Source organism: Exiguobacterium undae DSM 14481, from assembly GCF_000620805.1.
Lineage (GTDB): Bacteria > Bacillota > Bacilli > Exiguobacteriales > Exiguobacteriaceae > Exiguobacterium_A > Exiguobacterium_A undae.
This window is the reverse complement of the sequence record NZ_KK211187.1, coordinates 2,972,725-2,998,175: the sequence shown is the minus strand read 5'-3', so window position 1 is coordinate 2,998,175 and position 25,451 is coordinate 2,972,725. Positions and strand designations below refer to the sequence as shown.

Here is a 25,451-nt window from a genome sequence, read left to right as displayed (position 1 = left end):
TTATGAAACAGAAATTACGTTTGATTCAACGACGGACGGTTCATTATCTACTTTTGTTAACGTATTGGGTGTCGAAATTTTTTCCACTCCAACACAAAAAAGTGGTTTTCGCGACGTATCGTTCCGACAAGCTCGTCGATAACTTCCGCGCCGTCTATGACGAACTGGAAAGCCGGGAACTCGGTTTTCAGTATGTCTTTTTATTAAAACGGTTCCCGCAAAATGTATTCGGTCAGATCAAATATGTTTTTCATATGATGCGGGCGACTTATGAGCTGGCGACAGCACGTTATTTCATCATTGATGACTACTATTATCCGGTCTACGTCTCGCGGTTGCGTCCAGGAACCGAAGTCGTTCAATTGTGGCATGCGTGTGGCGCCTTCAAGAAATTCGGCTACAGTGTGCTCGATAAGTCGTATTCACCGGACGATGATTACTTGAAGATGGTGGCGATTCACCGCAACTACGCAAAGGTCTACGTGTCCGGCGAAGCGTGTATCGCACCGTTTGCCGAAGCCTTTGGAATGGATTCGAGCCGGATTCATCCACTCGGTGTTCCGCGGACGGATCAGCTGTTGAATCAAAAACGGCAACTTCAGGTTGAGAGCAAGCTGTATGCACAATATCCGGAATGGCGCGCAAAAAAACTCATTTTGCTGGCACCGACGTTCCGCGGTAACGGACAGACGACCGCTCATTATGATCAAGAACTGAATTTCCAGCAATTCCGGGACCAGCTCGGACCTGATCATATTCTTTTGTTACGGATGCATCCGTTTGTCTTGAATCGTCCTGTCGTTCCGGCAGAATTTGCTGATCAAATCATCGATATGACGGATTATCCGGATATCAACGACTTGATGCAGATTGCAGATATCTTGGTGACCGATTATTCTTCCGTCATTTTTGAATTTGCCTTGCTGAAAAAACCGATCATCTTTTTGGTCAACGATTTGAATGCGTACAAGGAAGAACGTGATTTTTACTTCCCGTATGAATCCTTTGTTCCGGGACCGATCGTGTCATCGTTTGATGATGTCATCACGTGGATCAAAACCAATCAATACGAAGCGGAACAAATCGAAGACTTCGCGGCCCGATTCTTTACGTATCAAGATGGACAGGCGACGAAACGTATCGTCGATCATATCCTGACCGGTGCGCTTCCGGATGCGGCTTATCAGGAAGAAATGAAGACCGTCTGACAAAAACGATCTTTCAACAAGTTCTAACCAAGCTGATTTTAAAATCGGTTTTTCACAAAGCAGGCAGGTGGATTTCAATATCCGCCTGCCTGCTTTTTAGTTTGAAAAAATCGCGGATACACAAAGACTTCTAAAGGAACAAGTGTAAATCGACCTACGCCGTCTCGCACGCTTTCTGACAACAAAAAGAGCCTATCTTTTACGATTCCGTTTGGGGAGGGAATGAAAAAGTAGACTCTTCGATTTTAATGGGGCTTGATTGGCGCGAGCAGGGGTAGCTCGCAAAATGCGCACCGGGTTAGAAGTGCGTTAACTTGTCACGGGCAGCCGTCCGTTTTTTCAGCGGCGGGATCACGGCAGGCCAGCCGAGTTGAATGACACCTGCGACACGCTCCGTTTCCGTTGCTCCGATCAATTCGGCGTATCCATCGGTAAACCAATGTTTGCCGCTTTTCCAACAGCAACCTAAACCAAGTTCAGTCGCCAGCAGTTGAATGTTTTGGATCATCGCGGCCGTTGCGAGTAAATCTTCCATCTGCTGATCTTCCGTTCCCTGTACCTCATATAAAACAGTCAGATAAACGGGGACGTCTGCAAATTTCTGACGCATCAGTTGCCGTTGCTCGTCTGTTTTCTGATCGAGTTGACCACGTGCAGCGAGCAAATTCATCAGCTGATCGACGTAACGTGCTTGTCCATCCTCATTTGCCAGGACGAACCGCCACGGCTCACGTAATTTATGCGTCGGGGCATAGATGGCAGCTTCTAAAATTTCTTCAATCATTTCGTTTGGAATGGGCTGATCCGTATAGGCACGAACCGAGCGACGTTCCAAAATCAGTTGTCGTGCGTTCATCGTGATCATCTCCTGACGTAAGTACTCTTAGAATATAATTGATAACGATTATCATTGTCAATGGTTAATTAAAAAAACGCTGAATCGATTCAGCGCTTTTTTAGATCAAGAAGATAGTTTTTTCTTCAGCTGACGAATTCGGAACAAGGCGAACAGATAGTGGGCAAAATAAATCGTAAACCCAAAGAACAGAGCCATCGCACTGCTAAGCTGAACACCAGGAACAACCGTCAAATTGAGGTAGAGCAACAATGCCATTGAAAGGGTGTAAAGCGACGCTTCCAGTAACTGCGGCATCATCCGATTTTTTTTCAGGAAGAATGACCGTGCAATCGGCAGGACGACTAAACTGACGAGCCGATCAAGGAGACCGATGACAAGAACACTGATGATGATTGACAAGGGACCTGCGAATTGAATCAAGTTCGGGAACAGGACATAAGAGACGAGCAGAAGCGGTCCAATCAATAGGAAGATCGATACCGAAGCCCGGAAAAAGATGAACAAGCTGTTGATACTCGTTAAAAAGGCACGGGTGACTTTTTGGGACCAAGACGAAGGGCGTCCGACTTGCCACGCAAAACAACAAGCAAAAATGAACGCATAGAACTGTAGAAAGGCAACCATAAAGCAACTCCTTTTGGATATGGAACTCAATGACCTTAGTGTAGCGATTTTATAAAAGAAGTGCAAAGGCGAACGATTCAAAAACCCGTTGACGATGTGCCGTCAACGGGAGCAGTCAAACATTAATCAAGATTCGGTTCTTTTTTCCCGTGCAGGAAGAAGGACAAGACTAAGGCAAGGGCAGACAAGACGGTGGCGACCCAAAAGGCATCTGTGATGCCGGTGATCGTCGCTTGTTTCGTCAACTGGGAGAACCAGCTGAGCGAAGCCGCTTGCGAGCTTCCTAATTGTTGACCAAGATCCCCTATATGTTGCGAAAGCGCAGGATCAAGTGTCGTGAACTGGTTGGCATCGTCTGCAAGGTGGGCTGTTGTCTGGCGTGTCATCACCGTGACGAGGATCGCCGTTCCGATTGAACCGGCCACTTGACGCAACGTATTTTGCGTCGCATTTCCGTGCGGAATCATCTTCATCGGCAAGGCGTTCATCCCGGCCGTCATGATCGGCATCATGATGAAAGCCATTCCGAACGACCGGAGCATATAGATGCCCATGATGGAATGATATGACGTATCCATATCGAGTTGAGTCAGTTCCCAGGTCCCGTACGTCATCAAGGTCAGCCCGAAAATCGCCAGAGGGCGGATGCCGAAGCGGTCAAACAGACGACCGGCAATCGGACCGGTGATTCCCATGATCAGTGATCCGGGTAATAATAAGAGACCGGAATCGACGGGTGAGAAACCCCGAATGCTCTGCAAGTAAATCGGAAGCAATAACATTCCGCCAAATAAGGCCATCGTAACGATGACATTAATGAATAAGGTAAACGAAAACTCAGGGACTTTGAGCACACGGATATTCAACATCGGATCATCCATGGAGAGTTCACGCAACGCAAAGGCTGCAATGCCCAAGATGCCGATTACAATCGTACTGATGACGACGGGACTGTCCCATCCGTCATTTCCGGCCTCACTGAATCCATACAGCAAACTCCCGAAGCCGATCGTACTGAAGATGACACCGAGTGCATCAAATGTTGGTTTCGACAACGGTTGAACAAGCTTAAACCATGCCAGTCCAAGGAAAAGCGTCACTAGTCCAAAGAAGGACATGCCATAAAACAGAACGTGCCAATCGTAGTTCTGAATGACATAACCTGTCACCGTTGGACCGACCGCAGGGGCAAGAATCATTGCAATTCCAAGCATCCCCATGGCGGCACCACGTTTGTGCGGCGGAAAGAGGGTCATGAAGACGTTGGAGCCAAGCGGCATTAAGATACCCGCACCGGCCGCCTGGACAACACGTCCAAGCATCATGACAGGGAAGTTCATTGCCATCGAACAGATGACGGAGCCAAAAAAGAACAGCGTCATTGAAACGAGGAACAATTGACGAAACGTATAGCTTCGCATTAAAAACGCGCTGATTGGAATCAAGATACCGTTGACGAGCATGAAGCCTGTCGTCAACCATTGTGCCGTCGATGTCGAGACGTTAAAATCGTTGATCAAGACCGGTAAAGCGACGTTGATCAACGTCTGGTTCAAGATGGCGATAAACATCCCGATCAACAACACAGTCAAGACTTTCGGAATGCTGATGTCCGCTGTCGCGAGTGGTGTCCGTTCTTGAACCGGTGGACGCAACGTCGCCGATTCTTCAAGAGCCACTTCAAGCGATCCATCGGTTGCTCCGGCAAGACGGGACGGACGGGAGCGCCGGGCGATCAGATTGACACTGATGAGGACGACAACCATAAACGCCATGTATCCGAACAGGAAGGTCATAGACATACAAGTCCCTCCTTAATCCTTATGAATGCGGACGGTCACATTCATACCAGGTCGAATGTCGAGTGATTTTTCTTGTGAAAGGGAAACCTTCACCGGAATGACTTGGGCGACTTTCGTATAATTTGCATTGCCGTTCGAAGACGGCATCATTGAAAACGTTCCAGCCGTCGTCATCCCGATTTGTTCGACTTCGCCGGATAACGTCGTATCCGGATAACTGTCGACGTAGACATCAACGGTTTGTCCGACTTTGACTTCGTCAATGTCCGTTTCTTCGATGTTAGCCGTGACCCAGAGATTGTTTAAGTTAAAACCGTAAGCCAGTGGTGTCCCCGCACCGACAACACCGTTTTCTGTCGCCATCGACTGAACGACCGTTGCTTTAGTTGGCATGACGATTGAGGTGCTGACAGGTTTTTGACCGGCTTGCGCCATCATGACGTGACCTAACGTCGCGTCGCTGTCCAGTGTTTGACCCGTTTTAGCGGTCCAATCGGTCAGTTTACCGGCACCCGGGCTGGCAATCGTAATCATCTTTCCGTCGATTTTCGCATTTTCTGTTTTGACGTAGCTCGTCGCTTGGTCGTAATAGTAGTAGCCGATCGCGCCGCCACCAATCAACACGACCAACGTCAAAATGTTAATCAGCAATACTTTTTTCATGTTCATGATATGAGATGCATCCTTTCTTACGTCTACTCCACTGTCCCCGTCAGCCATAAAAAAGACTCCTCTGGGGGGAGGAGTAGTTAATACAGTTAATTATATGGTCGTATAACCAACATACAACCGACAATTTCCGACAAAGTGTTGGAAAAGTCGATGAGAACGGATACACTATTAAAAAAAAGGGGGAAGAGCAGATGAATCCGGCATCCGATCCGCGACCCAAACGTTCACGTGACCGTATCACAAAAGAATTGTTTCATTTACTTGAACAGCATCCGTTTTCAGCAATCACCGTAAAAATGCTGGCGGACGGGGCAAACGTGAATCGCTCGACGTTTTATGCCCACTTTACGGATAAATACGATTTGATGGATCAGATTGTCGAGGATCACATGCGGTTACTCGTCGACGCGATTCGGATTCACGGTGTAGTTCCACCCGAGTCTCCCTCCGTTGAAAAGGTCAGCCGTTATTTTGAACGGCTCTTTATCCACATCGAGCAACACGAACAGTTTTACCGGACGATGTTGTTGCAAGGACCGATCAAGACGTTTATTTCCCGTTTCCTGGACACGTTAAAGGAAAACTACCGCCTCGTGTTTAAAGCGCATACCGTCAGTGAAACGAGACAGGTGGATCAGGATCTGTTGTTAAACTATGTGATTGGGGGACAACTGGGGTTATTGATTTCTTGGTTACGCAATGACCGTCCTTACTCGGCAACCTACATGGCCGACCAGCTCAGTCGGATGATCGTGTTTGGAACAGTCGAGAGTATCGGTTTTCCGAATCGTACGCAAGATACGGTTTGAAAATCGGGTTTTGTTTGCTGTTGCCTGCACTTGTGAAGCGAATCGTCGTTGGGAACGAGACAAGGGTGGCAGAATTATCCTCTGCCACCCTTGTCTTATAGAAATTAATTTTTGAATCAGCACCAGTTGGGGTCAGGCCTGCTCGAGTTCAAGTGCTTTTGTATAGATCGTACTGCGGTTGCGTCCTGATTTTTTAGAATGATACAACGCCTTATCTGCTTGTTGCAACGCTTCAAGTGACGTATGAGAACCACTCGAATGCGCGATGCCGAGTGAAATCGTGATTTGCAGATCAGGGACGCTCGTCGTCGGGAACAGATTCCGGGCAACCGTCATCCGGGCGAGCTCGGAGATTTTTTTCGCTTCGGCAGCGGACGTATCCGGCAAGATGATTAAAAACTCTTCACCGCCGTAACGACCGACTAAATCGTCCGGACGGGCGAGGGAAGCAAGGGTCGTACCGAGTTGACGCAAAACATCATCGCCGGCATCATGACCATATGTATCGTTGACGTGTTTAAAGAAGTCGATATCGATTAAGACGAGGGAGTAACCGTCTTCCGCAGAACCGACAAGGGATAAGGAATCATCCAGTCGACGGCGGTTGGCGAGACCGGTCAAGGCATCCGTCATCGCGAGTTTTTGTTGGTACTGAATGTTCTCAAAGTGGCGTCGCAGTTCCGTGAGTAACTGATACGTCACAAAACCGGCAATCAGATTAAAGAAGATATATGCTGCCGATACTTTAAAGAATGTTGACCAACTATGGGTCAATAGATAGATGGCGGGTAAGGAATACAGGATTCCGATGCCGATCATCAACTCAAAATTCCAAAATGTCATGCGGACGTAGCGTCTGACGACACTAATCGTGACAATAAATACGCTGATGACAATCGCCGAAAGAATCGCCGCATCAATTTGGTCGAGCGGTGTAATCGCAAACCGTGCCCCGATGATCATCAGACCGGTGATGGCGGCGCTCGTTAATCCACCGAACATCATGGCGATGGCGACCGGGATAATTCGTAAGTCAACCCGTGCAACATCAATTTGAATGCTGTTGAACATCAAGAGAACAGCGATTAAACCGGCGGCTCCTCCTAAGAAAAGTCGTGTTTTTACATTTGTTTTAGGGGTGATCCTCGGTTGGTTTCGAAAGGGTAGAAACAAAAGAGTGATCGTTGTGAACAGTAGACAAAAATTGATGATGAAATTATTCATGATGGACAACAAATCCTCCCAGCTCCTCGTAAACGCATTTCCGTAACATACTTCCAGTATACTCATTTTACTAACGGCAAGAAATGGAAAAATGTGAAGTAAAACAGGAAAAATCGACAAAAAAGACAAAGTACACAGTCAAGTGAACTTTGCCTGAAAAATAAGTTGAATATTTTTTACACACATTTTTTAGGAAGAAACGGCTTCTTCATCCATCGTCAAAAGAATCTTATCGAAGACGCGAACCATGACATTCAGTTCCTCTTCCGTCAATGTGCCGAACCGTTCCTGCAGGTATTTCCGGCGGACGACTTCGAGTTCACGAAACGCCGCTTCTCCTTCATCCGTCAAAGCAAGGACAATCGATCTCCGGTCATCTGTTGAACGGGTCCGAGTGACGAAGCCTGCTTTATACAGACGGTCGGTTAAAGCCGTTACCTGACTTGTCGCAAGCTCAAACTGTTCTGCGAGTAGAGTCGGACGTTGGGGACCATTTTCGGACAGGCTGCGTAAGATGAAAAATTCACTTCGCGTCGCGGTTCCTTCAAACAGTCGGTTCAGTTCACGACGTAATGTCCGGAGAATGACACGCATTTGTTCCTCTAATCGGTAAGTCAGTTGATCACGTTCTTGTGGCATTCAAGCAACATCCTTTCTCTCGGTTAACTTCTATTGTTTAGTGTACTAAAAATTACGGAATTTTACCATGAAGAGCCGTCAATTCAAAAAAAGAATTGACAATTTAAAGACGTTTTGTGTAACATGACGAGGTAATTACGAAATTAATCACTAACTTAATTAGTTCTCACTCAACCAGTGGGATGGAGGTTGCGGTTCTTATGAGTACAGTTACGGATGTCGTCAAGCGGCAGATGAGGTGACTGAAAAGGAAGAATTGCCGAAATCAATCATCGCTTTGAAGATGATCGATTGGGATTAGATCAAACAGGTCTAATACTGTCACAGGTCATCTATGACTTGTGGGGAGCTATCTTTCACGACGGTAGAATGAGGCGCATCCTTTTACTATGTTGCGTTCTCATCTTCCTTCTGGAAGATGAGGGCGCTTTTTGTTTTTTCCAAAAAGTGTCCTCTCAAAAAATCTAAGAAGAGAGAAGCGAATCACATGAATACTTTACAACCCCAAAGAAAACTTGATTCAACTGAAGAAGGCTTAAAACGTGGTCTGCAAGCCCGTCACATGTCGATGATTGCGATTGGCGGTGCCATCGGAACCGGACTCTTCATCGCATCCGGTGCATCTGTTGCCGCTGCAGGTCCGGGCGGTGCCCTGTTGTCATATGCTATCGTCGGATTGATGGTGTATTTCCTAATGACGAGCTTGGGCGAGATGGCAGCTTACATGCCGGTCGCCGGTTCGTTCTCGACGTATGGTGCGAAATTCGTCGATCCATCGTTTGGTTTTGCCTTAGGCTGGAACTATTGGTACAACTGGGCGGTTACGATCGCGGTTGAACTCGTTGCGGCACAAATCGTCATGACGTACTGGTTCCCCGGCGTACCTGGTTTCTATTTCAGTGCCATTTTCTTATTGTTGATGATTGGTTTAAATTTCTTCTCCGTTAAAGGGTTCGGAGAAGCAGAATATTGGTTTGCGATGATCAAGGTCGTGACTGTCATCATTTTCTTGATTGTCGGTGTTGCAATGATTTTTGGTGTCTTCACATCGGAAGCACCGGTCGGATTTAAAAACTTTGCATTAGGTGATGCACCGTTCGTCGGTGGTATTCCTGCCGTCATCGGAATTATCCTCGTCGCCGGTTTCAGCTTCCAAGGAACCGAACTCGTCGGAATCGCCGCAGGAGAGTCGGAAGATCCGAAAAAGAACGTTCCGAAAGCTGTCAAACAAGTTTTCTGGCGGATCCTGTTGTTTTACGTCTTCGCGATTTTTGTCATCGGGATGTTGATTCCGTATACGAGTCCGAACTTAGTGTCGAATGATATTACGGATGTAGCCGTCAGCCCGTTTACACTCGTCTTTGAAAAAGCCGGACTCGCGTTTTCAGCAGCCTTAATGAACGCCGTCATCTTGACGTCCGTCTTATCAGCCGGGAACTCGGGGATGTATGCCTCGACACGCATGCTGTACACACTGGCACGTCAAGGCGATGCACCAAAAATGTTTGCTAAAGTCTCGAAAAACGGTGTACCACGTAATGCCTTGCTCGCAACCGGAGCCATCGGCGCACTCTGCTTCCTGACATCGATGTTTGGCGGTCAAGTCTACCTCTGGCTGTTGAATGCCTCAGGTATGACCGGTTTCATCGCGTGGCTTGGAATCGCAATCAGTCACTACCGGTTCCGTAAAGGATTCCTTGCTCAAGGACATTCGTTAAGCGACTTGCCGTACGTTGCGCCGGCATTCCCGTTTGGACCACTGTTTGCCTTTGGACTTTGTTTCCTTGTCATCGTTGGTCAAAACTACGCCGCGTTCCTCGCGGATCAAATTGATTGGGTCGGAATCGCTGCGACGTATATCGGTATCCCGTTGTTCCTTGCCTTCTGGTTAGGTCATAAATTTAAAAACCGGACATCGGTTGTTCCTTATGCAGAAATGGACTTCCCGGAACATCCGCGTCCATGATCAACGGTCATCCTTTTTAAAGGGATGACTTTTTTTTGTATAAAATAATCAATAGAATCAATATAATTCTGAAATATTGTTTTGGAGAGGTAAAAAAAAGGAATCATATAAACAATTGTTTGGCTTAAAAAGGGGAGAAGGGGAGAAAACAATGAATACATATGATTTAATTTTGACGCTGGGATCGGCAGCCTTTTTTATGGCGCTTGTCGCTTACGTCTCTTACCGGATGACGCGGGGAAAGACGGAAGGAATCGATGAATATTTTTTGGCGGGGCGCGGGTTGAGCGGCGTATTCATTGCCGGATCTTTGCTGTTGACGAATTTATCAGCAGAGCAGTTAATCGGCTTGAATGGACAGTCGTTCGTCGGCAATATGTCGAGTATGGCGTGGGAAGTAACGGCCGGTTTTGCAGCTATCATCATGGCGATTTATTTACTTCCGAAGTTTCTCGGGATGGGGATCTCGACGTTACCGGAGTTTTTGAGTCAACGTTACGATGAGACCGTACGGCGTATGACAGTCTTACTGTTCTTGCTCGGCTATATGTGTGTCACGATTCCTTCGATGCTGTATTCCGGAGGGATTGCAGTCTTACAACTGTTTGACGTACCGGCTTTGTTCGGTCTTGGATACACGGAGTCACTTTGGATTGTGATTTGGATTGTCGGTATTATTGGAGCCGTCTACGCTATTTTCGGTGGATTACGGGCTGTTGCTGTATCGGATACATTAAACGGCATCGGCTTAGTCATCATCGGATTTTTAGTACCGATTCTTGGATTCTTTGCTTTAGGAGACGGCAATATGCTGGCAGGGATGAAACAAATCGCAACCGTCCATCCGGAAAAGTTAAATGCCATCGGCTCATCGGATGATGCGGTACCCTTTTTCTCCATTTTCACCGGAATTTTGTTCGCCAACTTATTTTATTGGTCGTTGAATCAATATGTCATTCAACGTGTACTCGGTGCAAAGGATTTAAAAGAAGGACAAAAAGGTGTGTTAATGACCGGTTTTTTAAAGTTACTGGTGCCGATTTTCATGTTGCTTCCGGGAATCATCGCGTTTCACTTGTATGGTGGCAGCTTGGCAAGCGGCGATTTGTCCTATCCGAAACTGATCACGGAACTCCTGCCGGTCTCCTTGATGGGCTTTTTCCTGGCAGTGTTGCTAGGTGCTGTGTTCAGTTCGTTTAATTCGTTGCTCAACAGCATTGCGACGTTATTCGTTCTCGATATCTATCAACCGGTGTTTGCCAAAGACGCTTCGGAAAAGCAGTTGATCCGGGTCAGTAAGATATTCGGAACCGTCGTGGCATTGATTTCGTTCATCGTCGCGCCTTTTCTCATGTATGCACCGGACGGTCTGTGGAGCTTAATTCGCCAGTTTACAGGATTCTTTAACATTCCGATTCTGGTCATTGTCCTGATGGGAATGTTTATGCGGACAATCCCGCCGATTGCCGCTAAAATCGTCATCGTGTTCCACGTCATTGCCTATTACTTCTTTGTGTTTGGTCTCAAACAGATTTTTGGATGGGATCACGGCATCAGCTATATTCACGGGTACGGCATTTTGCTTGTGATTGAAGTCCTGTTTATGATCGTGATGGGGAAATACCGACCGGCGACAGCGACGAAGAAAATGTACCGTCGCGGCAATGTCGAATTGACGCCCTGGAAATATGCGATCCCGGTCTCGGTCCTGCTGACGTCATCCATCGTCTGGATGTATGTCTTATTTTCAAAAATTGGTGTCGCTTATCCGGACGGCATCGTATCGAATTGGTTCTGGCCGATCACGCTTCTGTTGGTCGTAACAACAGTGATTTTGTGGCGGTATGCTTTAAAAGCATGGAATACGCGTTATGCGGAATATCTCGAAGAATACAAACGTGCGCAATAATGTCACTACGGGGTCGGGAAATCAAGTAAGATAAAAGAAAAAACGGAGGCGACCCCAGTGAATTATTGGTATCACTTTAAACGGGCATTCATCCCGATTGCCATCTTGCTTGTAACGCTGGCGATTTATCAGATGCTCTATCGCATGAACAACATCTGGTATTCGTTTGGTGGATTGATCTTAGTGTTTGCCGCGATTTATTTTGTCATGCGGCGCTTAAAAGTGAATCCCGAAGATTGACTGAGCAAGATAGTAGGGGAGTGGGACGGAACGCGTTAAAATAGGCATATACAGAGGAGGGGAAGCTAGATGGCAAAAGCAATATTCGCAGGTGGCTGTTTTTGGTGCATGGTCAAGCCATTTCATAAATATGATGGTGTCGAACAAGTCATTTCCGGTTATACAGGTGGTCATACAGAAAACCCGACTTATAAAGAGGTCTGTTCAGAAACAACAGGACATTTAGAAGCCGTAGAAGTTACGTATGACCCGTCTGTCATTACGTATGAGGAATTACTTGAAATTTTTTGGCGCCAAATCGATCCGACGGACGGCGGCGGGCAGTTTAACGACCGCGGTCAATCGTACGAACCAGCCATTTTCTATGTTGATGAAGAACAAAAACAAGCAGCTGAACGTTCAAAAGCGGCGCTTGACGCATCCGGCCGTTTCTCACGACCGGTAGCTGTCGACATTCGTCCGGCGAAACCATTCTGGCCGGCGGAAGAGTACCATCAAGATTATTACAAAAAAAATCCGTTCCGCTATCAGATGTATAGTGTCGGCTCCGGTCGGGCGAAGTTCGTCAAAGAAGCCTGGAAGGATCAAGGCAAGGAACAGGAATTAAAACAACGTCTGACGCCGATCCAGTATAAAGTCACACAGGAAAACGGTACAGAACCGGCTTTCCGCAATGAATACTGGGATGAGGAACGACCGGGTCTTTATGTCGATATCGTCGATGGAACACCACTCTTTACGTCAAAAGACAAGTTTAACTCGAACTGCGGATGGCCGAGTTTCGCAAAACCGATTTCTGAAGACAAAATGGAAGTCGAACTCGACACGACGCACGGCATGACGCGGACAGAAGTCCGTTCCGCTAATGCAGACAGTCATCTTGGTCATATTTTTGATGACGGTCCAAAAGAGTTGGGTGGCTTACGCTACTGCATCAATTCAGCAGCCCTGCGATTTATTCCGTTAGAAGAGCTTGATACTGCGGGATATGGGGAATATAAAAAACACTTCGAATAATGAAGACAAAAGACAGCAAAGCGGATTCGTTTTGCTGTCTTTTTACTAATTTTAAAAAGGAGGGTTTTCCATGTTCACACGTGTATATGAAGAAATTCGACAGTTAACGATTGCAAAGGTGCTCGATTTTTACGATCACGAAATTCGGGGACTGGATGAAACAGCACGACAAGTGAAGTATCAAAAGATGAGTACCAGCCCGTTTCTTTTTTTCCGTGGCAGCTCCCATCTCTTTTATTACGATCTGACCCGAATTCCGTTGGGATTTGATACACCAAGTGAAACGCCGACTTGGATTCAGGGTGATTTACACTTCGAAAATTTCGGAGTTCATGGGAATGCCAAAGGCGAAATCATTTATGACGTCAATGATTTTGATGAAGGGTATCTCGGTTCTTATTTGTACGATGTGATCCGAATGGCCGTCTCCGTCCAACTGTTTGCGAAGGAAGCGGGATACGATCCGGAACCGGCAATCGCTGCCTATGTCCACCATTACTTAGATGACTTACGGCAATATGCCAAAGGTAAAAATCCAAGCAAAGTGTGTTTTACGATCGATAATACAAAAGGACCGATTCGTAAACTGATCAAAAAGGCAGAGAAAAAGAAGGCGGACTTGTTGGGGGAACGGACCACTGTCGTCGAAGGACAACGAAAATTTGCCGATTTACCGGACATGAAGCAAGTCGATGCAGCGACGTATGCCGCCATTGAATCGATTTGGCCGGATTACATCGCTTCGATTGATGAAGAAGACCGGCAGAAAGAGGGATTTTACGAGATTAAAGATATCGTCTATAAACTGGATAGCGGCACGGCATCAATTGGTCTCGAACGGTATTACATCCTCGTGGAAGGAAAGGGCGGCGAACATGAAGATTTGATTTTAGAGATGAAACAAGCGCAATCGCCAGTGCCGGCGCTCTTTCTGCCCGTCTATTTGGAAGACGTCGAAGCGGTCCATCAAGGACGCCGTGTCGTGACGTCGCAAAAAGCCATGCAGGCGCATGAAGATCCTTATCTTGGATATGTGACGATGAATGGAAAAGAATATTACCTCCGCGAACGTTCTCCTTACAAAAAGAAATTAAAAGCAAAGCATATCAAGAGCCAGGAAGACCTCGAAAACGTCCTTTCGATTCAAGGTCAAATTACCGCCAAAATTCATGCGCGGGCAGACATGGATGCCGGAATTGATGTTGATATTTTAAAGCATCATGCGGACGTCGTCATCATCGAATCGATCGGAGTATCCGATGCAGAATTCACCCGGCAAATCCAACGCTGGTCAAGTGCCTATGCGGCACGCACAACCCTTGATTTCCAAGTGTTTTTAACTTGGTTAGCTAATCGGTGATTCCTATATTTGCTCTCTGTGTCTGAAGATTATTTCATCTGAAAAATTCTTTCTGGAAGCCTGGTTAAAGGGTTGCGGAAAGAATTTTTTTTAGTGACCGGAAATTATGTAAGCGGATATCAATTTGCAAATAGTACAAATGACCTACATCAATTTATCTGAAAACTTCGTAAATTTTGGTTTAAGTAATTGCGAAACATGTTTTGTAATACGAACTAAACACACAACAGGGGGAAGATCATCATGAGTTTGACGCGGAAAAAAGATGTTTCCGCTATGATTGCTGCGAGTCAACGTAACAGTGGACTTGCTCGAAATCTTGGCGCAATGGATTTAACGTTTTTAGGAATTGGCGCCATCATTGGTACGGGAATCTTCGTCCTAACCGGAACAGGAGCATTGACAGCAGGACCTGGTCTTATTGTTTCTTTCATTTTATCTGCCATTGCCTGTGGGTTAGCAGCGCTCGCTTATGCGGAGTTTGCTTCGACGATTCCCGTGAGTGGATCCGTCTATACGTATACGTATGCGACGATGGGTGAAATCTTTGCCTGGATCATCGGTTGGAACTTAATACTGGAGTACGGACTTGCCTCCAGTGCCGTCGCGGCAGGGTGGTCCGGTTACTTCCAATCCTTACTCGGCGGATTCGGGATTCATCTTCCGACAGCCATTTCAGCAGCTCCCGGTGCAGTGGAGGGAGCGAGAACATTCTTTAACTTACCGGCCTTCCTGATTTTACTTGCGATTACAGCTCTCTTATCGATGGGAATTAAAGAAACAAAACGTGTCAACAATATCATGGTCGTCATTAAACTTGCCGTCGTCGTCTTGTTCATCGTCGTTGGTGTCGGCTATGTCGAACCGACGAACTGGGCTCCGTTCACACCATTCGGTTGGGGTGGCGTCTTCTCAGGAGCCGCCATCGTCTTCTTCGCGTACATCGGCTTTGATGCCGTTACATCAGCAGCAGAAGAAGTGCGGGAACCACAAAAGAACTTACCGCGTGGAATCATCGGTTCATTGGCAGTGTGTACAGTACTTTACGTCATCGTCGCCGCCATCATGACAGGGATCGTTCCTTACCAACAGTTTGCTGGTGTCGATCACCCGGTCTCACTCGCCATTCAAATGGCAGGTCAAAACTGGGTTGCAGGATTCATCGATCTAGGTGCCATCCTCGGGATTACAACGGTTATTCTCGTCATGACATACGGAATGGTCCGCTTGGCGTTCGCCATCTCACGTGACGGAATGTTCCCGAAAGTGTTCTCAGAAGTTCATCCGAAATACCAAACACCATTCAAAGCAACGTGGATGATTGGTCTCGGAAGTGCGACCGTCGCAGGGCTTGTCCCACTTGACGTCATCGCCAACCTCGTTAACATGGGAACCCTTGCAGCGTTCGTCTTGATCTCAGTCGCTGTTTTGATCCTTCGTAAAACACAACCGGATCTTCCACGGGCATTTAAATGTCCAGGTATGCCGTATGTGCCGATTGCAGCAATCGCTTCTTGTCTCTTCTTGATGTTCAACTTGAAACTCGAGACGTGGATTGCATTCCTCATCTGGCTTGCGATTGGACTTGTCCTGTACTTTGCGTTTGCTCGAAAGAATTCAAAATTGTCTCCAGAAAATATGCCGGCAGCTGAATTCGCAGCTTCGGACGACAAATAAAAAAATGCGATCCCGAAAGGGGTCGCATTTTTTCTGTGATGACTTCAACCAAAGCAGAAGTCCGCCAATGATGCATCAGAGTGCTGGAATCGAGCTTTTAATTCGAACGGCGTCAAACTCCCGCTGAATGCTTTCGTTGGCTTTGGCTTCCTCTTCCGCTGACCAACCAAGTTCACTCCGCATCAAGGCGAGTACACCGTCAGCATGTTTTTCGGCATTCGGGAAATCAAAGAAGACGGCAGAAGCGCGGCGGTTCAAGAAGTCACCCGGTTGCATGACGAGTTCCGCTTCGAGTCCGTACAAGAGTCCGCCAAACCAGTGTAACGGCAACTGATACCGTTCGGCTTCGCTGCCGCGCGAACGAATCAATTCAAAGACGCGTTCGACGTCGGTGCCGTAGCGTTGAATCAACCAAGTCGCTTCTTTCGGCGACAGTCCAAGGGCTTCGCCTTTTGGCTGCTGTTCTTTTAAATAACGGGCAAATCCTTTACTGCCGTCGGGATGGCCACCACCGAGTAAGATGTCATGGGTCCGCGATGCCAGATAAATCCGATTTTCTTCCTCTTTGAACTGATCCGCGACCATGTCGATGATCCGCTCGGCCATCTTCCGGTAACCTGTCAATTTACCGCCGGCGATAGACATCAATCCGGATTTTGAGACGAAGATTTCGTCTTTCCGTGATAATTCGCTCGGATCTTTTCCGTCTTCATGAATCAACGGACGTAATCCGGACCAGGTCGATTCCACATGTTCCGGACGAAGTTCGACATTAAACATCTGGTTCGTCGCATCGAGGATATAGTCGCGATCCTCTTCCGTGACACCAGGTTCCAAAATATCCCCTTGGTAGTTCGTGTCGGTCGTTCCGACGTACGTTTTGCCTTCGCGTGGAATCGCAAAAATCATGCGTCCATCCGCGACGTCAAAGTAGACCGCTTGTTGCAACGGGAAGTGGGCCTGATCGATGACGAGGTGAATCCCTTTTGTCAGGTGAAGTGATTTCCCGGCTTTTGAACCGTCTTTTTCGCGCAACTCATCCACCCATGGACCTGTTGCATTGATGATTTTTTTCGCACGAATCGTGTACGTCTTACCGCTTAAGACGTCTTGGACTTCGACCCCGACGACTTTTCCGTTATGGTAGACGAGCGACTCCGCTTTCGTGTAGTTAACGGCGCGTCCACCGTATCCGACAGCCGCCTTTAAGACTTCGACGGTCAGTCGGGCGTCATCCGTTTTATACTCGACGTAACGTCCGCCGCCGACGAGGTGTTCCGATTGGAGAAGAGGTTCATAACGAAGCGTCTCTTCTTTTGACAACATCGTCCGTCGTTCATGTCGCCGGACTCCTGCCAATTGATCATAGACACGTAAACCGATTGACGTTGAAAAACTGCCGAACGTCCCGCCTTCGACAAGTGGCAACATCATCCACTCGGGTGTCGTGACGTGCGGGGCGTTCTCATACACGATTGCCCGTTCTTTCCCGACCTCTGCGACTAACTTGATTTCAAATTGTTTCAGGTAACGTAAGCCGCCGTGGACGAGTTTCGTCGAACGGCTTGATGTTCCCTCTGCGAAATCCTGCATCTCAATCAACCCGGTCCGCATGCCCCGGCTTTGAGCGTCCAGTAAAATCCCGGCCCCGGTGATTCCGCCGCCAATGACCAATACATCGAGCAGTTCCTGTCCCATCTCTTCTAGCCATGCTGTTCGTTCCGTACTTGAAAACATGCATATTTCCCCCTGTTCGTCTGAAATGGATTAATTTATTCTACTTCTATCCATTTACCCTCTTTTACGCTTTTTTGAGCACAATCGATGATTTTCATGACAAGCAGGGCTTGCTCTGTCGTAACAGCCAGTGGTGCCTCGTTTCGAAGCGCGGCTGCCAGATCAAGATAATAGTTCTGAAAGCCGGATTCAAGGAAGGGACGGGCTTCGAGCGGTTGCTCCGGTCTGCCCCACGTGTATGTCTCTTGTTTCGTATCGACATGATCGACGAAATAACTGGCTTTTGTCCCATGAACGGCAAGCGAAGGACCGGGAGCCGGCACAAGCGATCCGATGTGCAGGATGGCACGACGGGTTCCGAAGGTCAGGATCAGATGCGTGTAATCTTCGACCGGACCATCAGGGCGTTGGATCGTCTGGTCACAAAAGACACGGTCGGGCTGCTCGCCAAACAACATCAGTGCTTGATCAATCAAATGTGACCCCAAATCGTAAAGCAGACCGGCTCCGGGAACGTCTTGTTCCCGCCAGCGTGCCCGAACGGTCGGACGATACCGGTCGTAATGCGCTTCCAACGTCTGAACACGTCCGAGTTCACCGTCTTCGAGCAGTTGGAGTAAGGTCCGGAAGTCTTTTGTGTAACGGCGGTTATGGTAAACTGTCAGTACACGCTGTTGTTTTTTTGCTAGATCCGTCAACTGTTCGGCTTCAGCCAAGGTGACGGTAAAGGGCTTTTCGACCAAGACGTGACACCCTGCCAAAAGGGCCGTGTGGGCGAGAGGATAATGTTCGGCGTTGGGTGTCGCGATGACGACAAGATCAATCGTTTCCGACGCCAATAACTGTTCGAGTGACGAATAGACCGGCACATCCGGATAACTTCCGGCAACGGCTTCCGGACGACTGGATTGGACGGCAACGAGCTGATAATCAGGAGCAGTGATGTACGGAGCATGCAGATGTTCGCCGGCAAGCCCAAAACCAACTAGAGCAGTACGGATCATAAGGACACTTCCTTTTCGGTTAATACATTCAATTTATCATACGAGGTGAGAAAGATGATTACAGAACAGCAGGTCATCGAAAAAATGCGACAGACGATGACGAAGATTGAACAGACAAGCGGCACCGATCAAACGGGACACATTGCGGCCATGAAAGCCTACTGTGAATTGTTATTGGAGCAACCGCAGACAGAACAAACGACTGCATCTGTCATGATGCCGACATCCCAGCCGGCAACGCCGGAAGTTGACCCGATGCTGGCCCGATTCATGGGAGTGGCTCAGGAAAAAGAGGAAAAAGGACCGTCTTTACTCGATTTTTGAGTAAATCAAATTGATTCCGGGAATAGAGTAGAAGGAAAAAACAAGGGGGAACAGATTATGAAAACAGTCATCGTCATCGGAGCAGGTCCAGGAAACGGAGCAGAAATCAGTAAACGATTCGGAAAAGAAGGCTTTCAAGTCGTCTGTGCCGCGCGCACGCAAGAAACACTGGCTGCCGTCATCACGGAATTGAAGGAACAAGGCATTGAAGCCGTTGGCGTCGAATGTGATGCGTCACGCCGGACGGATCTGGAATCGCTTGTCGAATGGACAAAAGATCAGTACGGGCAAATCGATGTCCTCGTCTACAACGCTTCGATTTTACATCAAGCATCGGTCCTTGAGGTGTCGGCAGAACAGATTACAAAAGAATTCGAAATCGATGTGCTCGGGGCGTTACATGCCGCACAAATCGTTGCACCGGATATGATTGCGCGTAAAGACGGGGCAATCCTCATCACAGGCGGTGGTGCCGCTCTTCACGCCATCAAATCACTACCGGGTCTCTCGATCGGGAAAGCAGGCGTGCGTCAATTGACGCATATGCTGCACGACACGTTAAAAGACGACAACGTTTACGTCGGTACGGTCACGATTGCGGGTGAAGTCAAACGCGGAACGGCGCTTGATCCGAAAAACGTGGCTGAAGCCTTCTATACGTTGTATACGAACAAAACGGACGTGGAAAAAGTGCTGGCTGCCGAATGAGAACGTTGACGGTTTATTTTGACGGATGGTGTCCGCTTTGTCAGAAATCCAAGCGGTTCTTGGAACAGCTGGATCGGTTTGAACAGTTGACGTTCATCGATGCACGGCAAGTCCGGACGTTTGAACAGCCGGCTTTACTCGAGCGGATGCATGTCGAAACCGAACAAGGTGTCCGGTATGCCGGGATTCATGGTATTCGTTTACTGACAAAGACGTTGCCGTTTCTACGACCGGCGTATCCGTTTGTCTCGTTATCGATTCGTCTCGGAATCGGTGCAGCAATCTATGACCGCGTCGCTAAAAATCGGGTCATTCCCGTCAGCTGTACGACGGATTGCCGGATCAATTGAGGAAATAAAGCGTCGACGTGTCTCATGTCGGCGTTTTTTTCATGATTCGTCAGATAGGAGAGGAACTTTCAGATGAAAAGATGGATTAGTTATATATTATTCATAATCGGCGTCATGTTCATAACCGGCTGTGCACTTGACCCGGAACCGGATGCACAGACCGGGATTCAACAGCCGGATGAGGAGAAGGTGACACAAGCGACCGTCGAACGTGTCATCGATGGCGATACGGTCAAAGTCCGGCTGGAAAATGGTCAGACAGAAGATGTCCGCCTGCTGTTGATCGATACACCAGAAACGGTTAATCCGGAAAAACCGGTTCAACCGTATGGACCAGAAGCCTCGCGTTTTACGAAAGACGCCTTGCCTGCCGGCAGTGATGTCCTGATTGAACGGGATCAATCGAAAACAGATCGATACGGACGGCTGCTCGCGTATGTCTGGGCAGACGGAAAGATGATCAATCAGGAATTGCTTCGACAGGGTCTGGCGCGTGTCGCCTATATTTATGAACCGGATACGCGTTACGTCGAGACGTTCCAAGAGATTGAAGCAGAAGCAAAAGGAGAGAAGATCGGCGTTTGGGAGACGACCGGTTATGCGACTGAGCGTGGATTTGATGCTTCCGTCCTGACCGAGAAGCCGGTGAAGCAAACGGATGACTGTCAAAACATCAAAGGCAACATCAACCGTCAAGGGAAAAAAATCTATCACGTCGAAGGGGGACGCTCATACGAAGAAGTGAATCCGGAAGAGATATTTTGCAGTGAACAGGAAGCGAAAGAAGCAGGATTTATCCGGGCGGCCAATTAAACGTTCATCACAAAAGAGGTACCTGCCGAAAAAATCGGAGGTACCTCTTTGACATGTACGCTACTGTTGTGATCAAGGCTGCGTCGGGGGTTGATACTGTTGAATCTTATCATCTTCATCAAAGGCAATCGTCACATCGGTGATGCCTTTGAGAATACGGATTTGCAACTCGAGACGGTCTTTAATATCGTCTGCTTGAGCAATCGTCAGTCCCGGATCGACTTCGAGTTCGATTTCAACATGGAAGTGATCGCCTTCTTTGATGACTTCCAGCTTTTCGATATCCCGCACATCTGGATCGCGCATCAGGATTTCGCCGATTTTTGCCGTCAAGACTTCATCAATCTCGCCAAGGGCACCGGCCGCATTTTGAATAAAGACGTTATACACGACATAAAACATCATCAGACCGATGAGAATCGAAGCGATTCCCTCTGCTTGATAAAACGAGGTGTAGTGTGAAATCAAGACCGCGATGATGGCGATGATACCACCAAGCGTCGCTACTAAATCTTCCATAAAGACGAGACGTGTCGCAGGTTTTGCTTGCGACAAGTTCGTAAAACTTTGACCGACTAACGTCAGGCCACGTGATTTCAAACCGGTTTCATGACCGACTTCAATCATCGCTTTATAGAAGACACCCACTTCAAGGACGACACCGATTCCGAGAGCGGTCAAAATGATCCAAAGACCACTTGTCTTGTCGCCCGGGGCATGCAGAATGTGCAAAATCCCTTCGCGGATGGTTTCATAGGCAAGGATTGCGACGACGAGAATCGCTGCCAGCAGGACAAGGTTGACGAGGCGACCGAAACCGTTCGGAAACCGTTTGGTCGGTGCTTTTTTACTTAAAGCTGATCCGATGTACACGAAAAACTGGTTGGCTGCGTCACCGATCGTATGCATCATTTCCGCAAACATGGCGATGTTCCCGGTTAAGATGTAAGCGACGAATTTTATAATGGCAATAATGGTGTTGACGATGGCGGCAGCGAGGGCGGATTTATTTCCGCGCCTTAACAGCGTAAAAAAATTCGACATGAGGGGTTCCTCCCTTTAGAGAGCAGAAACGCGGGGGTTACCCGCGTCCAGCTTGGAATGATGGATAAAGTGTCATGCCGCCGTCTGCGAACAGCGTGATGCCTGTGACATAACTCGCTTCGTCTGAAGCAAGCCATGCGGCGACCGCTGAAATTTCTTCCGGCTTGCCGATGTTTCCCATGGGAATCATGCTTTCGACATCTGCCCGTTGTTTCGGGTCTTCGAATTTTTCGGCGTTGATTGGTGTATTGATGGCACCGGGACCAATCGCATTGATGCGAATCCCTTTTGGAGCATACTCCATCGCCAGTGTCTGGGTCATCAGTTTGACGCCGCCTTTACTGGCAGCGTAATGAACGAATGTCGGCCAAGGGATGATTTCATGAACACTCGACATGTTGATGATATTTCCTTTGACGTTGTGTTCAACGAAGTATTTGAGTGCTTCACGTGCTCCGAGGAAAGCACCGGTCAAGTTGACGTCGATGACCTTTTGCCAATCTTCGAGTGACATTTCGTGAGACGGGGACGGCATTTCGACACCAGCATTGTTGACGAAGACGTCGAGTTGTCCGAAATGCTCGACCGCCTGCTTGACGAGATTGATCATATCGTCTTCTTTTGACACATCACCTTGAACGGTAATGGCTTCACCACCGGCTTGCTTGATGGCGTCTGCGATTTTAGTCGCTTCTTCCGGGTGGCTCCGGTAGTTGATGACGACACGCATGCCTTCTTCCGCATAACGGCGGACGATGGCTTCACCGATTCCCATTGAACCGCCTGTGACGATGGCGACTTTTCCTTTTAGACTGTTATACATAAAATCAATTCCTCCTTATTATTGTTTCGTGAATCCAATCATGATTCCGCCAACGACGACCAAGATACAGCCGATGATGACAAACGTCATTTCCTTTTTCGTCTTGGCTTCTTTTAAGAGCACGACACCACCAATCGTCGAGATGACGACTCCGGTTTGTGATAATGAGAAGCTGGTTGCCACACCGACTTTGGCTGTAGCGAACAGTAAAGCGATGTTCCCGACGGCCCACATGAGACCACCAATCGTATTACCGGCTGTTTTCTTCGTGAACAAGTTCCCTTTACGAAGTGACAGCAGAATCGCACTGATGACCATTCCGATTGCTTGCGGTAACACCGCTTCCCAACCATTGATGTTGAACCAACGGGCGATGACGACATACCCGACATACCCGACCGTCGAGATTAACAGCAGGAGTAATCCTTTTCCGATGTTCTCATCCTGTTTGCTCTTGTCTTCTTTATAGGAAGTAAAAGCAGCTCCGGCGACGATCAGGACGAGCGCACTGATGCCGAGAATTAAAGCGGTCCGATTCGACCATTCACCGAAGGCGAGGACACCAAACAAAGAAGTCCCGACAAGTTGCATTCCGGTTGAAATCGGCATCGTCTTCGAGACACCCATCTGTTTGAAAGCTGCAAACTGGTTCATCTGACCAAGCGCCCAAAAAGCACCTGAGAAGAAGCCGGCGACCCAAGCCGTTGTGGAAAGTTCAGGACTGACAAAAAAGAAGGTGATGATGGCAAAAATCAATGCACCCAGTGTCGTTCCGATAATTTGTTGCTCCGTCGAACCACCGATTTTAGAGACGACTAAAGGAAGACTTCCCCACATTAAGGCCGGTACGAGCGCAATTAAGATATCAATCAAGTGTTTCACCTCTTCTGGTTTTGTATCTATCTACTTGAAGATGTACCCCGGGAACAGATTCGAAAAACATGCCAAAATGGAAAAGTATTATTTCGATATAAAAAAACGTCCTGTTAAAAGGACGTTGTGGCGGTTATTTAAACGGTTCATCGGCAATCCGGACAATCTGACGTCCGATGCGCCGGGCATTCCATAACGCAATGATGGCAATGGTGAGCGATGCGCCCATCAAATCATACTGTGCCAAGAAGTAGCCGGCATAACTGACGGGTAAACTGACGATTCCGACGAGGGAACTGGTCCACTGGCGGATCTTCAGCGATTCCATGTTGGCGACCCGAGAAAACTTCTGTTGTTCAAACAGACGCCAGCGGGTCGGCTCACTGAGCGCATCGTTGACGAGGCGCGGGAAAGCAAGCAGTCGTGCTGCGTAGGAACCGGCGATTTGTAAGTAACGATTTTGGTTTTTTCCTTCTTCATCCAACCATCTTCGGACCATCGGTTTCGCAAGGTCCAGTAAATTAATCTGTGGCGATAAAATTTGCAGGATGCCAAGAATCGTCGAGGCGGCCCGACCGAAAAACGCAAACTCGGCCGGGAGTTGAATCGGTTCGTTTCGAACGAGTAATTCAATATCGGATAATACTTTTTCAATCAACTTCGTATCGACGTTTTCCATGTCACTTTCAAGATAGAAGGTGACCGCTTTTTCAATCGCTTGCCGGATGTTTTGTTTATTGGCGTTTGGTAATAAAAACCGTAAATCTTCGAGCCCGTCGACGATTGCATCGTAATCGAGCGTGACGAACGACTGGAGGATGCGTTGAATAGCCCGCATATCATCAGCGGTCGTCGCCCCGATCATTCCGAAATCCAGCAGGACGATGCGGCCGTCACTTTGGACGAGGACGTTACCCGGATGGGGATCGGCGTGGAATTTTCCGCCGAACAACAGCTGTTCACCGGCATTTAAAAACAGATTACGGGCTAATTCGTCCCGGTCAATGTTATGTTTTTCTAAATACTCGAGATCCGTGATCCGTGTACCTTCGATCCACTCCATGACAAGCACACGGTTCGTACAATGTTCTTCAAAGTAATCCGGAATATAGATGACGGGATTCGTTTCGTACATCTTTTTGAAGTACAGACCGTTTTTCAATTCTGTCCGGTAGTTCAGCTCATCTCCGATGACGAAGACCATCTGACGGTAGAGGCTCTGTAAATCGGTTGATTTGTTGAGTGATGTCCGGCGGAGCATGGCGATGACGAGGCGCATCGCCCGGAAATCGGTTTTGATGATTTGTTCGATGTTCGGTCGTTGCACTTTAATCGCGACTTTGCGACCGTTTGATTTGAGGGTCGCGCTGTAGACTTCACCGATTGAGGCAGAGGCAATCGGTCGAGGAGAGATATCGTCGACAATGTCTTCGATTGTCGTTCCCCAGTCCTCCTCGATGATTTTTCTGGATTCGCCAAGCTTGCTGGACGGGACTTTATCAACGAGTTCCGTCAGTTCCATTAAAACAGACGGAGGAAACAAGTCTGCCCGAATCGACAGGAACTGTCCGAGTTTAATGAGGAGTCCTTCGAGACGAAGGGCTTTTTTCTTATAATCACGGGCGATCGTAATCATGATCCGCTCGAATTCTTCGTTATTCGTACCGGGTCGGTTCTTCCGGGTGAATCGATAAATCGTCCAAATGTAACGAGCGAACATCGTTACGATGATGAAAATCCGATAAAGCGCCCAACGTTTCATACGGTCA

The 25,451-nt window shown here is 47.9% G+C and carries 24 protein-coding genes and 1 riboswitch; of the genes, 12 read left to right on the top strand and 12 right to left on the bottom strand.

Going from position 1 to position 25,451, the window contains the following annotated elements; genetic code table 11:
- Positions 1–2: 2 nt before the first annotated feature.
- Entirely contained in the window at positions 3–1,208 is a 1,206-nt protein-coding gene (locus P397_RS0116145) for a CDP-glycerol--glycerophosphate glycerophosphotransferase (RefSeq protein WP_026834226.1), read from the top strand.
- Positions 1,209–1,506: 298 nt separating this feature from the next.
- On the opposite strand, the gene P397_RS0116140 is transcribed toward P397_RS0116145, so the two are convergent.
- The 4 genes from P397_RS0116140 to P397_RS0116125 form a co-directional block, all read right to left on the bottom strand.
- Positions 1,507–2,064 carry a nitroreductase family protein gene (locus tag P397_RS0116140; RefSeq protein WP_026834225.1) on the bottom strand — a complete coding sequence of 186 codons (558 nt, stop codon included), beginning with the start codon at positions 2,062–2,064 and terminating at the stop codon, positions 1,507–1,509.
- A gap of 105 nt (positions 2,065–2,169) precedes the next feature.
- Positions 2,170–2,691, bottom strand: a complete 522-nt coding sequence (locus tag P397_RS0116135) for a hypothetical protein (protein WP_026834224.1) — start codon at positions 2,689–2,691, stop codon at positions 2,170–2,172.
- A 122-nt stretch (positions 2,692–2,813) separates the two neighbouring features.
- On the bottom strand, positions 2,814–4,493 hold the full coding sequence (locus P397_RS0116130) for a DHA2 family efflux MFS transporter permease subunit (protein WP_028107189.1): 1,680 nt from the start codon (positions 4,491–4,493) through the stop codon (positions 2,814–2,816).
- 12 nt (positions 4,494–4,505) lie between these two features.
- Positions 4,506–5,162: an HlyD family secretion protein gene (locus P397_RS0116125; RefSeq protein ID WP_028107188.1), complete on the bottom strand. Its 657-nt coding sequence runs from the start codon at positions 5,160–5,162 to the stop codon at positions 4,506–4,508.
- Between the two features lie 194 nt (positions 5,163–5,356).
- Between P397_RS0116125 and P397_RS0116120 the strand changes: the two genes are divergently transcribed.
- Positions 5,357–5,974, top strand: coding sequence for a TetR/AcrR family transcriptional regulator (locus P397_RS0116120; RefSeq protein WP_028107187.1), 618 nt, complete (start codon positions 5,357–5,359; stop codon positions 5,972–5,974).
- Positions 5,975–6,106: 132 nt separating this feature from the next.
- Here P397_RS0116120 and P397_RS0116115 read toward each other — a convergent pair whose 3' ends face one another.
- Both P397_RS0116115 and P397_RS0116110 read right to left on the bottom strand, forming a co-directional pair.
- Positions 6,107–7,198 (bottom strand): GGDEF domain-containing protein, encoded by a 1,092-nt coding sequence (locus P397_RS0116115; RefSeq protein ID WP_235184011.1) that lies wholly within the window; start codon positions 7,196–7,198, stop codon positions 6,107–6,109.
- Between the two features lie 189 nt (positions 7,199–7,387).
- On the bottom strand, positions 7,388–7,837 hold the full coding sequence (locus tag P397_RS0116110; protein ID WP_028107185.1) for a MarR family winged helix-turn-helix transcriptional regulator: 450 nt from the start codon (positions 7,835–7,837) through the stop codon (positions 7,388–7,390).
- Between the two features lie 175 nt (positions 7,838–8,012).
- A riboswitch (Lysine riboswitch) is annotated at positions 8,013–8,197 on the top strand.
- Between the two features lie 127 nt (positions 8,198–8,324).
- Here P397_RS0116110 and P397_RS0116105 point away from each other — a divergent pair.
- The 6 genes from P397_RS0116105 to P397_RS0116080 all read left to right on the top strand — a co-directional run bounded on the left by P397_RS0116105 (position 8,325) and on the right by P397_RS0116080 (position 16,006).
- On the top strand, positions 8,325–9,803 hold the full coding sequence (locus P397_RS0116105; RefSeq protein ID WP_028107184.1) for an amino acid permease: 1,479 nt from the start codon (positions 8,325–8,327) through the stop codon (positions 9,801–9,803).
- 151 nt (positions 9,804–9,954) lie between these two features.
- On the top strand, positions 9,955–11,712 hold the full coding sequence (locus P397_RS17485) for a solute:sodium symporter family transporter (protein WP_035414290.1): 1,758 nt from the start codon (positions 9,955–9,957) through the stop codon (positions 11,710–11,712).
- Between the two features lie 57 nt (positions 11,713–11,769).
- Positions 11,770–11,952, top strand: coding sequence for a hypothetical protein (locus P397_RS0116095; protein WP_028107183.1), 183 nt, complete (start codon positions 11,770–11,772; stop codon positions 11,950–11,952).
- Between the two features lie 69 nt (positions 11,953–12,021).
- Positions 12,022–12,969: a peptide-methionine (S)-S-oxide reductase MsrA gene (msrA, locus tag P397_RS0116090; RefSeq protein WP_028107182.1), complete on the top strand. Its 948-nt coding sequence runs from the start codon at positions 12,022–12,024 to the stop codon at positions 12,967–12,969.
- A 70-nt stretch (positions 12,970–13,039) separates the two neighbouring features.
- The gene (locus tag P397_RS0116085) at positions 13,040–14,329 is read left to right on the top strand and encodes a DUF2252 domain-containing protein (protein WP_028107181.1); all 1,290 of its coding nucleotides are present in this window, start codon (positions 13,040–13,042) and stop codon (positions 14,327–14,329) included.
- A 243-nt stretch (positions 14,330–14,572) separates the two neighbouring features.
- On the top strand, positions 14,573–16,006 hold the full coding sequence (locus P397_RS0116080) for an amino acid permease (RefSeq protein WP_026834214.1): 1,434 nt from the start codon (positions 14,573–14,575) through the stop codon (positions 16,004–16,006).
- A 75-nt stretch (positions 16,007–16,081) separates the two neighbouring features.
- Here P397_RS0116080 and P397_RS0116075 read toward each other — a convergent pair whose 3' ends face one another.
- Positions 16,082–17,743 (bottom strand): glycerol-3-phosphate dehydrogenase/oxidase, encoded by a 1,662-nt coding sequence (locus tag P397_RS0116075; protein ID WP_028107180.1) that lies wholly within the window; start codon positions 17,741–17,743, stop codon positions 16,082–16,084.
- 35 nt (positions 17,744–17,778) lie between these two features.
- Positions 17,779–18,747 carry a Gfo/Idh/MocA family oxidoreductase gene (locus P397_RS0116070; RefSeq protein ID WP_028107179.1) on the bottom strand — a complete coding sequence of 323 codons (969 nt, stop codon included), beginning with the start codon at positions 18,745–18,747 and terminating at the stop codon, positions 17,779–17,781.
- Positions 18,748–18,801: 54 nt separating this feature from the next.
- On the opposite strand from P397_RS0116070, the gene P397_RS0116065 reads away from it, so the two are divergent.
- The 4 genes from P397_RS0116065 (at position 18,802) to P397_RS0116050 (ending at position 20,942) form a co-directional block, all read left to right on the top strand.
- Positions 18,802–19,071 (top strand): DUF5327 family protein, encoded by a 270-nt coding sequence (locus P397_RS0116065; RefSeq protein WP_026834211.1) that lies wholly within the window; start codon positions 18,802–18,804, stop codon positions 19,069–19,071.
- A gap of 57 nt (positions 19,072–19,128) precedes the next feature.
- Positions 19,129–19,779, top strand: a complete 651-nt coding sequence (locus tag P397_RS0116060; protein ID WP_028107178.1) for an SDR family NAD(P)-dependent oxidoreductase — start codon at positions 19,129–19,131, stop codon at positions 19,777–19,779.
- A complete protein-coding gene (locus P397_RS0116055; RefSeq protein ID WP_028107177.1) occupies positions 19,776–20,129 on the top strand; it encodes a thiol-disulfide oxidoreductase DCC family protein in 354 nt (117 codons plus the stop codon). Before P397_RS0116060 ends, P397_RS0116055 begins: the two co-directional genes overlap by 4 nt.
- A gap of 72 nt (positions 20,130–20,201) precedes the next feature.
- Positions 20,202–20,942, top strand: a complete 741-nt coding sequence (locus P397_RS0116050) for a thermonuclease family protein (protein ID WP_028107176.1) — start codon at positions 20,202–20,204, stop codon at positions 20,940–20,942.
- Between the two features lie 72 nt (positions 20,943–21,014).
- On the opposite strand, the gene P397_RS0116045 is transcribed toward P397_RS0116050, so the two are convergent.
- The 4 genes from P397_RS0116045 to P397_RS0116030 form a co-directional block, all read right to left on the bottom strand.
- Positions 21,015–21,986, bottom strand: coding sequence for a cation diffusion facilitator family transporter (locus P397_RS0116045; protein ID WP_028107175.1), 972 nt, complete (start codon positions 21,984–21,986; stop codon positions 21,015–21,017).
- Between the two features lie 37 nt (positions 21,987–22,023).
- Complete coding sequence (locus tag P397_RS0116040; protein ID WP_026834206.1) at positions 22,024–22,809, bottom strand: SDR family oxidoreductase; 786 nt, start codon at positions 22,807–22,809, stop codon at positions 22,024–22,026.
- An 18-nt stretch (positions 22,810–22,827) separates the two neighbouring features.
- Positions 22,828–23,679 carry a GRP family sugar transporter gene (locus tag P397_RS0116035; protein WP_028107174.1) on the bottom strand — a complete coding sequence of 284 codons (852 nt, stop codon included), beginning with the start codon at positions 23,677–23,679 and terminating at the stop codon, positions 22,828–22,830.
- A 136-nt stretch (positions 23,680–23,815) separates the two neighbouring features.
- Positions 23,816–25,444, bottom strand: coding sequence for an ABC1 kinase family protein (locus P397_RS0116030; protein WP_028107173.1), 1,629 nt, complete (start codon positions 25,442–25,444; stop codon positions 23,816–23,818).
- Between the last annotated feature and the right edge of the window lie 7 nt (positions 25,445–25,451).

Bases quoted from the DNA above. Each gene is read 5' to 3' on its own strand.
- P397_RS0116145 (WP_026834226.1), top strand. From the start codon at position 3: ATGAAACAGAAATTACGTTTGATTCAACGACGGACGGTTCATTATCTA.
- P397_RS0116140 (WP_026834225.1), bottom strand. From the start codon at position 2,064: ATGAACGCACGACAACTGATTTTGGAACGTCGCTCGGTTCGTGCCTAT.
- P397_RS0116135 (WP_026834224.1), bottom strand. From the start codon at position 2,691: ATGGTTGCCTTTCTACAGTTCTATGCGTTCATTTTTGCTTGTTGTTTT.
- P397_RS0116130 (WP_028107189.1), bottom strand. From the start codon at position 4,493: ATGTCTATGACCTTCCTGTTCGGATACATGGCGTTTATGGTTGTCGTC.
- P397_RS0116125 (WP_028107188.1), bottom strand. From the start codon at position 5,162: ATGAACATGAAAAAAGTATTGCTGATTAACATTTTGACGTTGGTCGTG.
- P397_RS0116120 (WP_028107187.1), top strand. From the start codon at position 5,357: ATGAATCCGGCATCCGATCCGCGACCCAAACGTTCACGTGACCGTATC.
- P397_RS0116115 (WP_235184011.1), bottom strand. From the start codon at position 7,198: ATGAATAATTTCATCATCAATTTTTGTCTACTGTTCACAACGATCACT.
- P397_RS0116110 (WP_028107185.1), bottom strand. From the start codon at position 7,837: ATGCCACAAGAACGTGATCAACTGACTTACCGATTAGAGGAACAAATG.
- P397_RS0116105 (WP_028107184.1), top strand. From the start codon at position 8,325: ATGAATACTTTACAACCCCAAAGAAAACTTGATTCAACTGAAGAAGGC.
- P397_RS17485 (WP_035414290.1), top strand. From the start codon at position 9,955: ATGAATACATATGATTTAATTTTGACGCTGGGATCGGCAGCCTTTTTT.
- msrA (WP_028107182.1), top strand. From the start codon at position 12,022: ATGGCAAAAGCAATATTCGCAGGTGGCTGTTTTTGGTGCATGGTCAAG.
- P397_RS0116085 (WP_028107181.1), top strand. From the start codon at position 13,040: ATGTTCACACGTGTATATGAAGAAATTCGACAGTTAACGATTGCAAAG.
- P397_RS0116080 (WP_026834214.1), top strand. From the start codon at position 14,573: ATGAGTTTGACGCGGAAAAAAGATGTTTCCGCTATGATTGCTGCGAGT.
- P397_RS0116075 (WP_028107180.1), bottom strand. From the start codon at position 17,743: ATGTTTTCAAGTACGGAACGAACAGCATGGCTAGAAGAGATGGGACAG.
- P397_RS0116070 (WP_028107179.1), bottom strand. From the start codon at position 18,747: ATGATCCGTACTGCTCTAGTTGGTTTTGGGCTTGCCGGCGAACATCTG.
- P397_RS0116065 (WP_026834211.1), top strand. From the start codon at position 18,802: ATGATTACAGAACAGCAGGTCATCGAAAAAATGCGACAGACGATGACG.
- P397_RS0116060 (WP_028107178.1), top strand. From the start codon at position 19,129: ATGAAAACAGTCATCGTCATCGGAGCAGGTCCAGGAAACGGAGCAGAA.
- P397_RS0116055 (WP_028107177.1), top strand. From the start codon at position 19,776: ATGAGAACGTTGACGGTTTATTTTGACGGATGGTGTCCGCTTTGTCAG.
- P397_RS0116050 (WP_028107176.1), top strand. From the start codon at position 20,202: ATGAAAAGATGGATTAGTTATATATTATTCATAATCGGCGTCATGTTC.
- P397_RS0116045 (WP_028107175.1), bottom strand. From the start codon at position 21,986: ATGTCGAATTTTTTTACGCTGTTAAGGCGCGGAAATAAATCCGCCCTC.
- P397_RS0116040 (WP_026834206.1), bottom strand. From the start codon at position 22,809: ATGTATAACAGTCTAAAAGGAAAAGTCGCCATCGTCACAGGCGGTTCA.
- P397_RS0116030 (WP_028107173.1), bottom strand. From the start codon at position 25,444: ATGAAACGTTGGGCGCTTTATCGGATTTTCATCATCGTAACGATGTTC.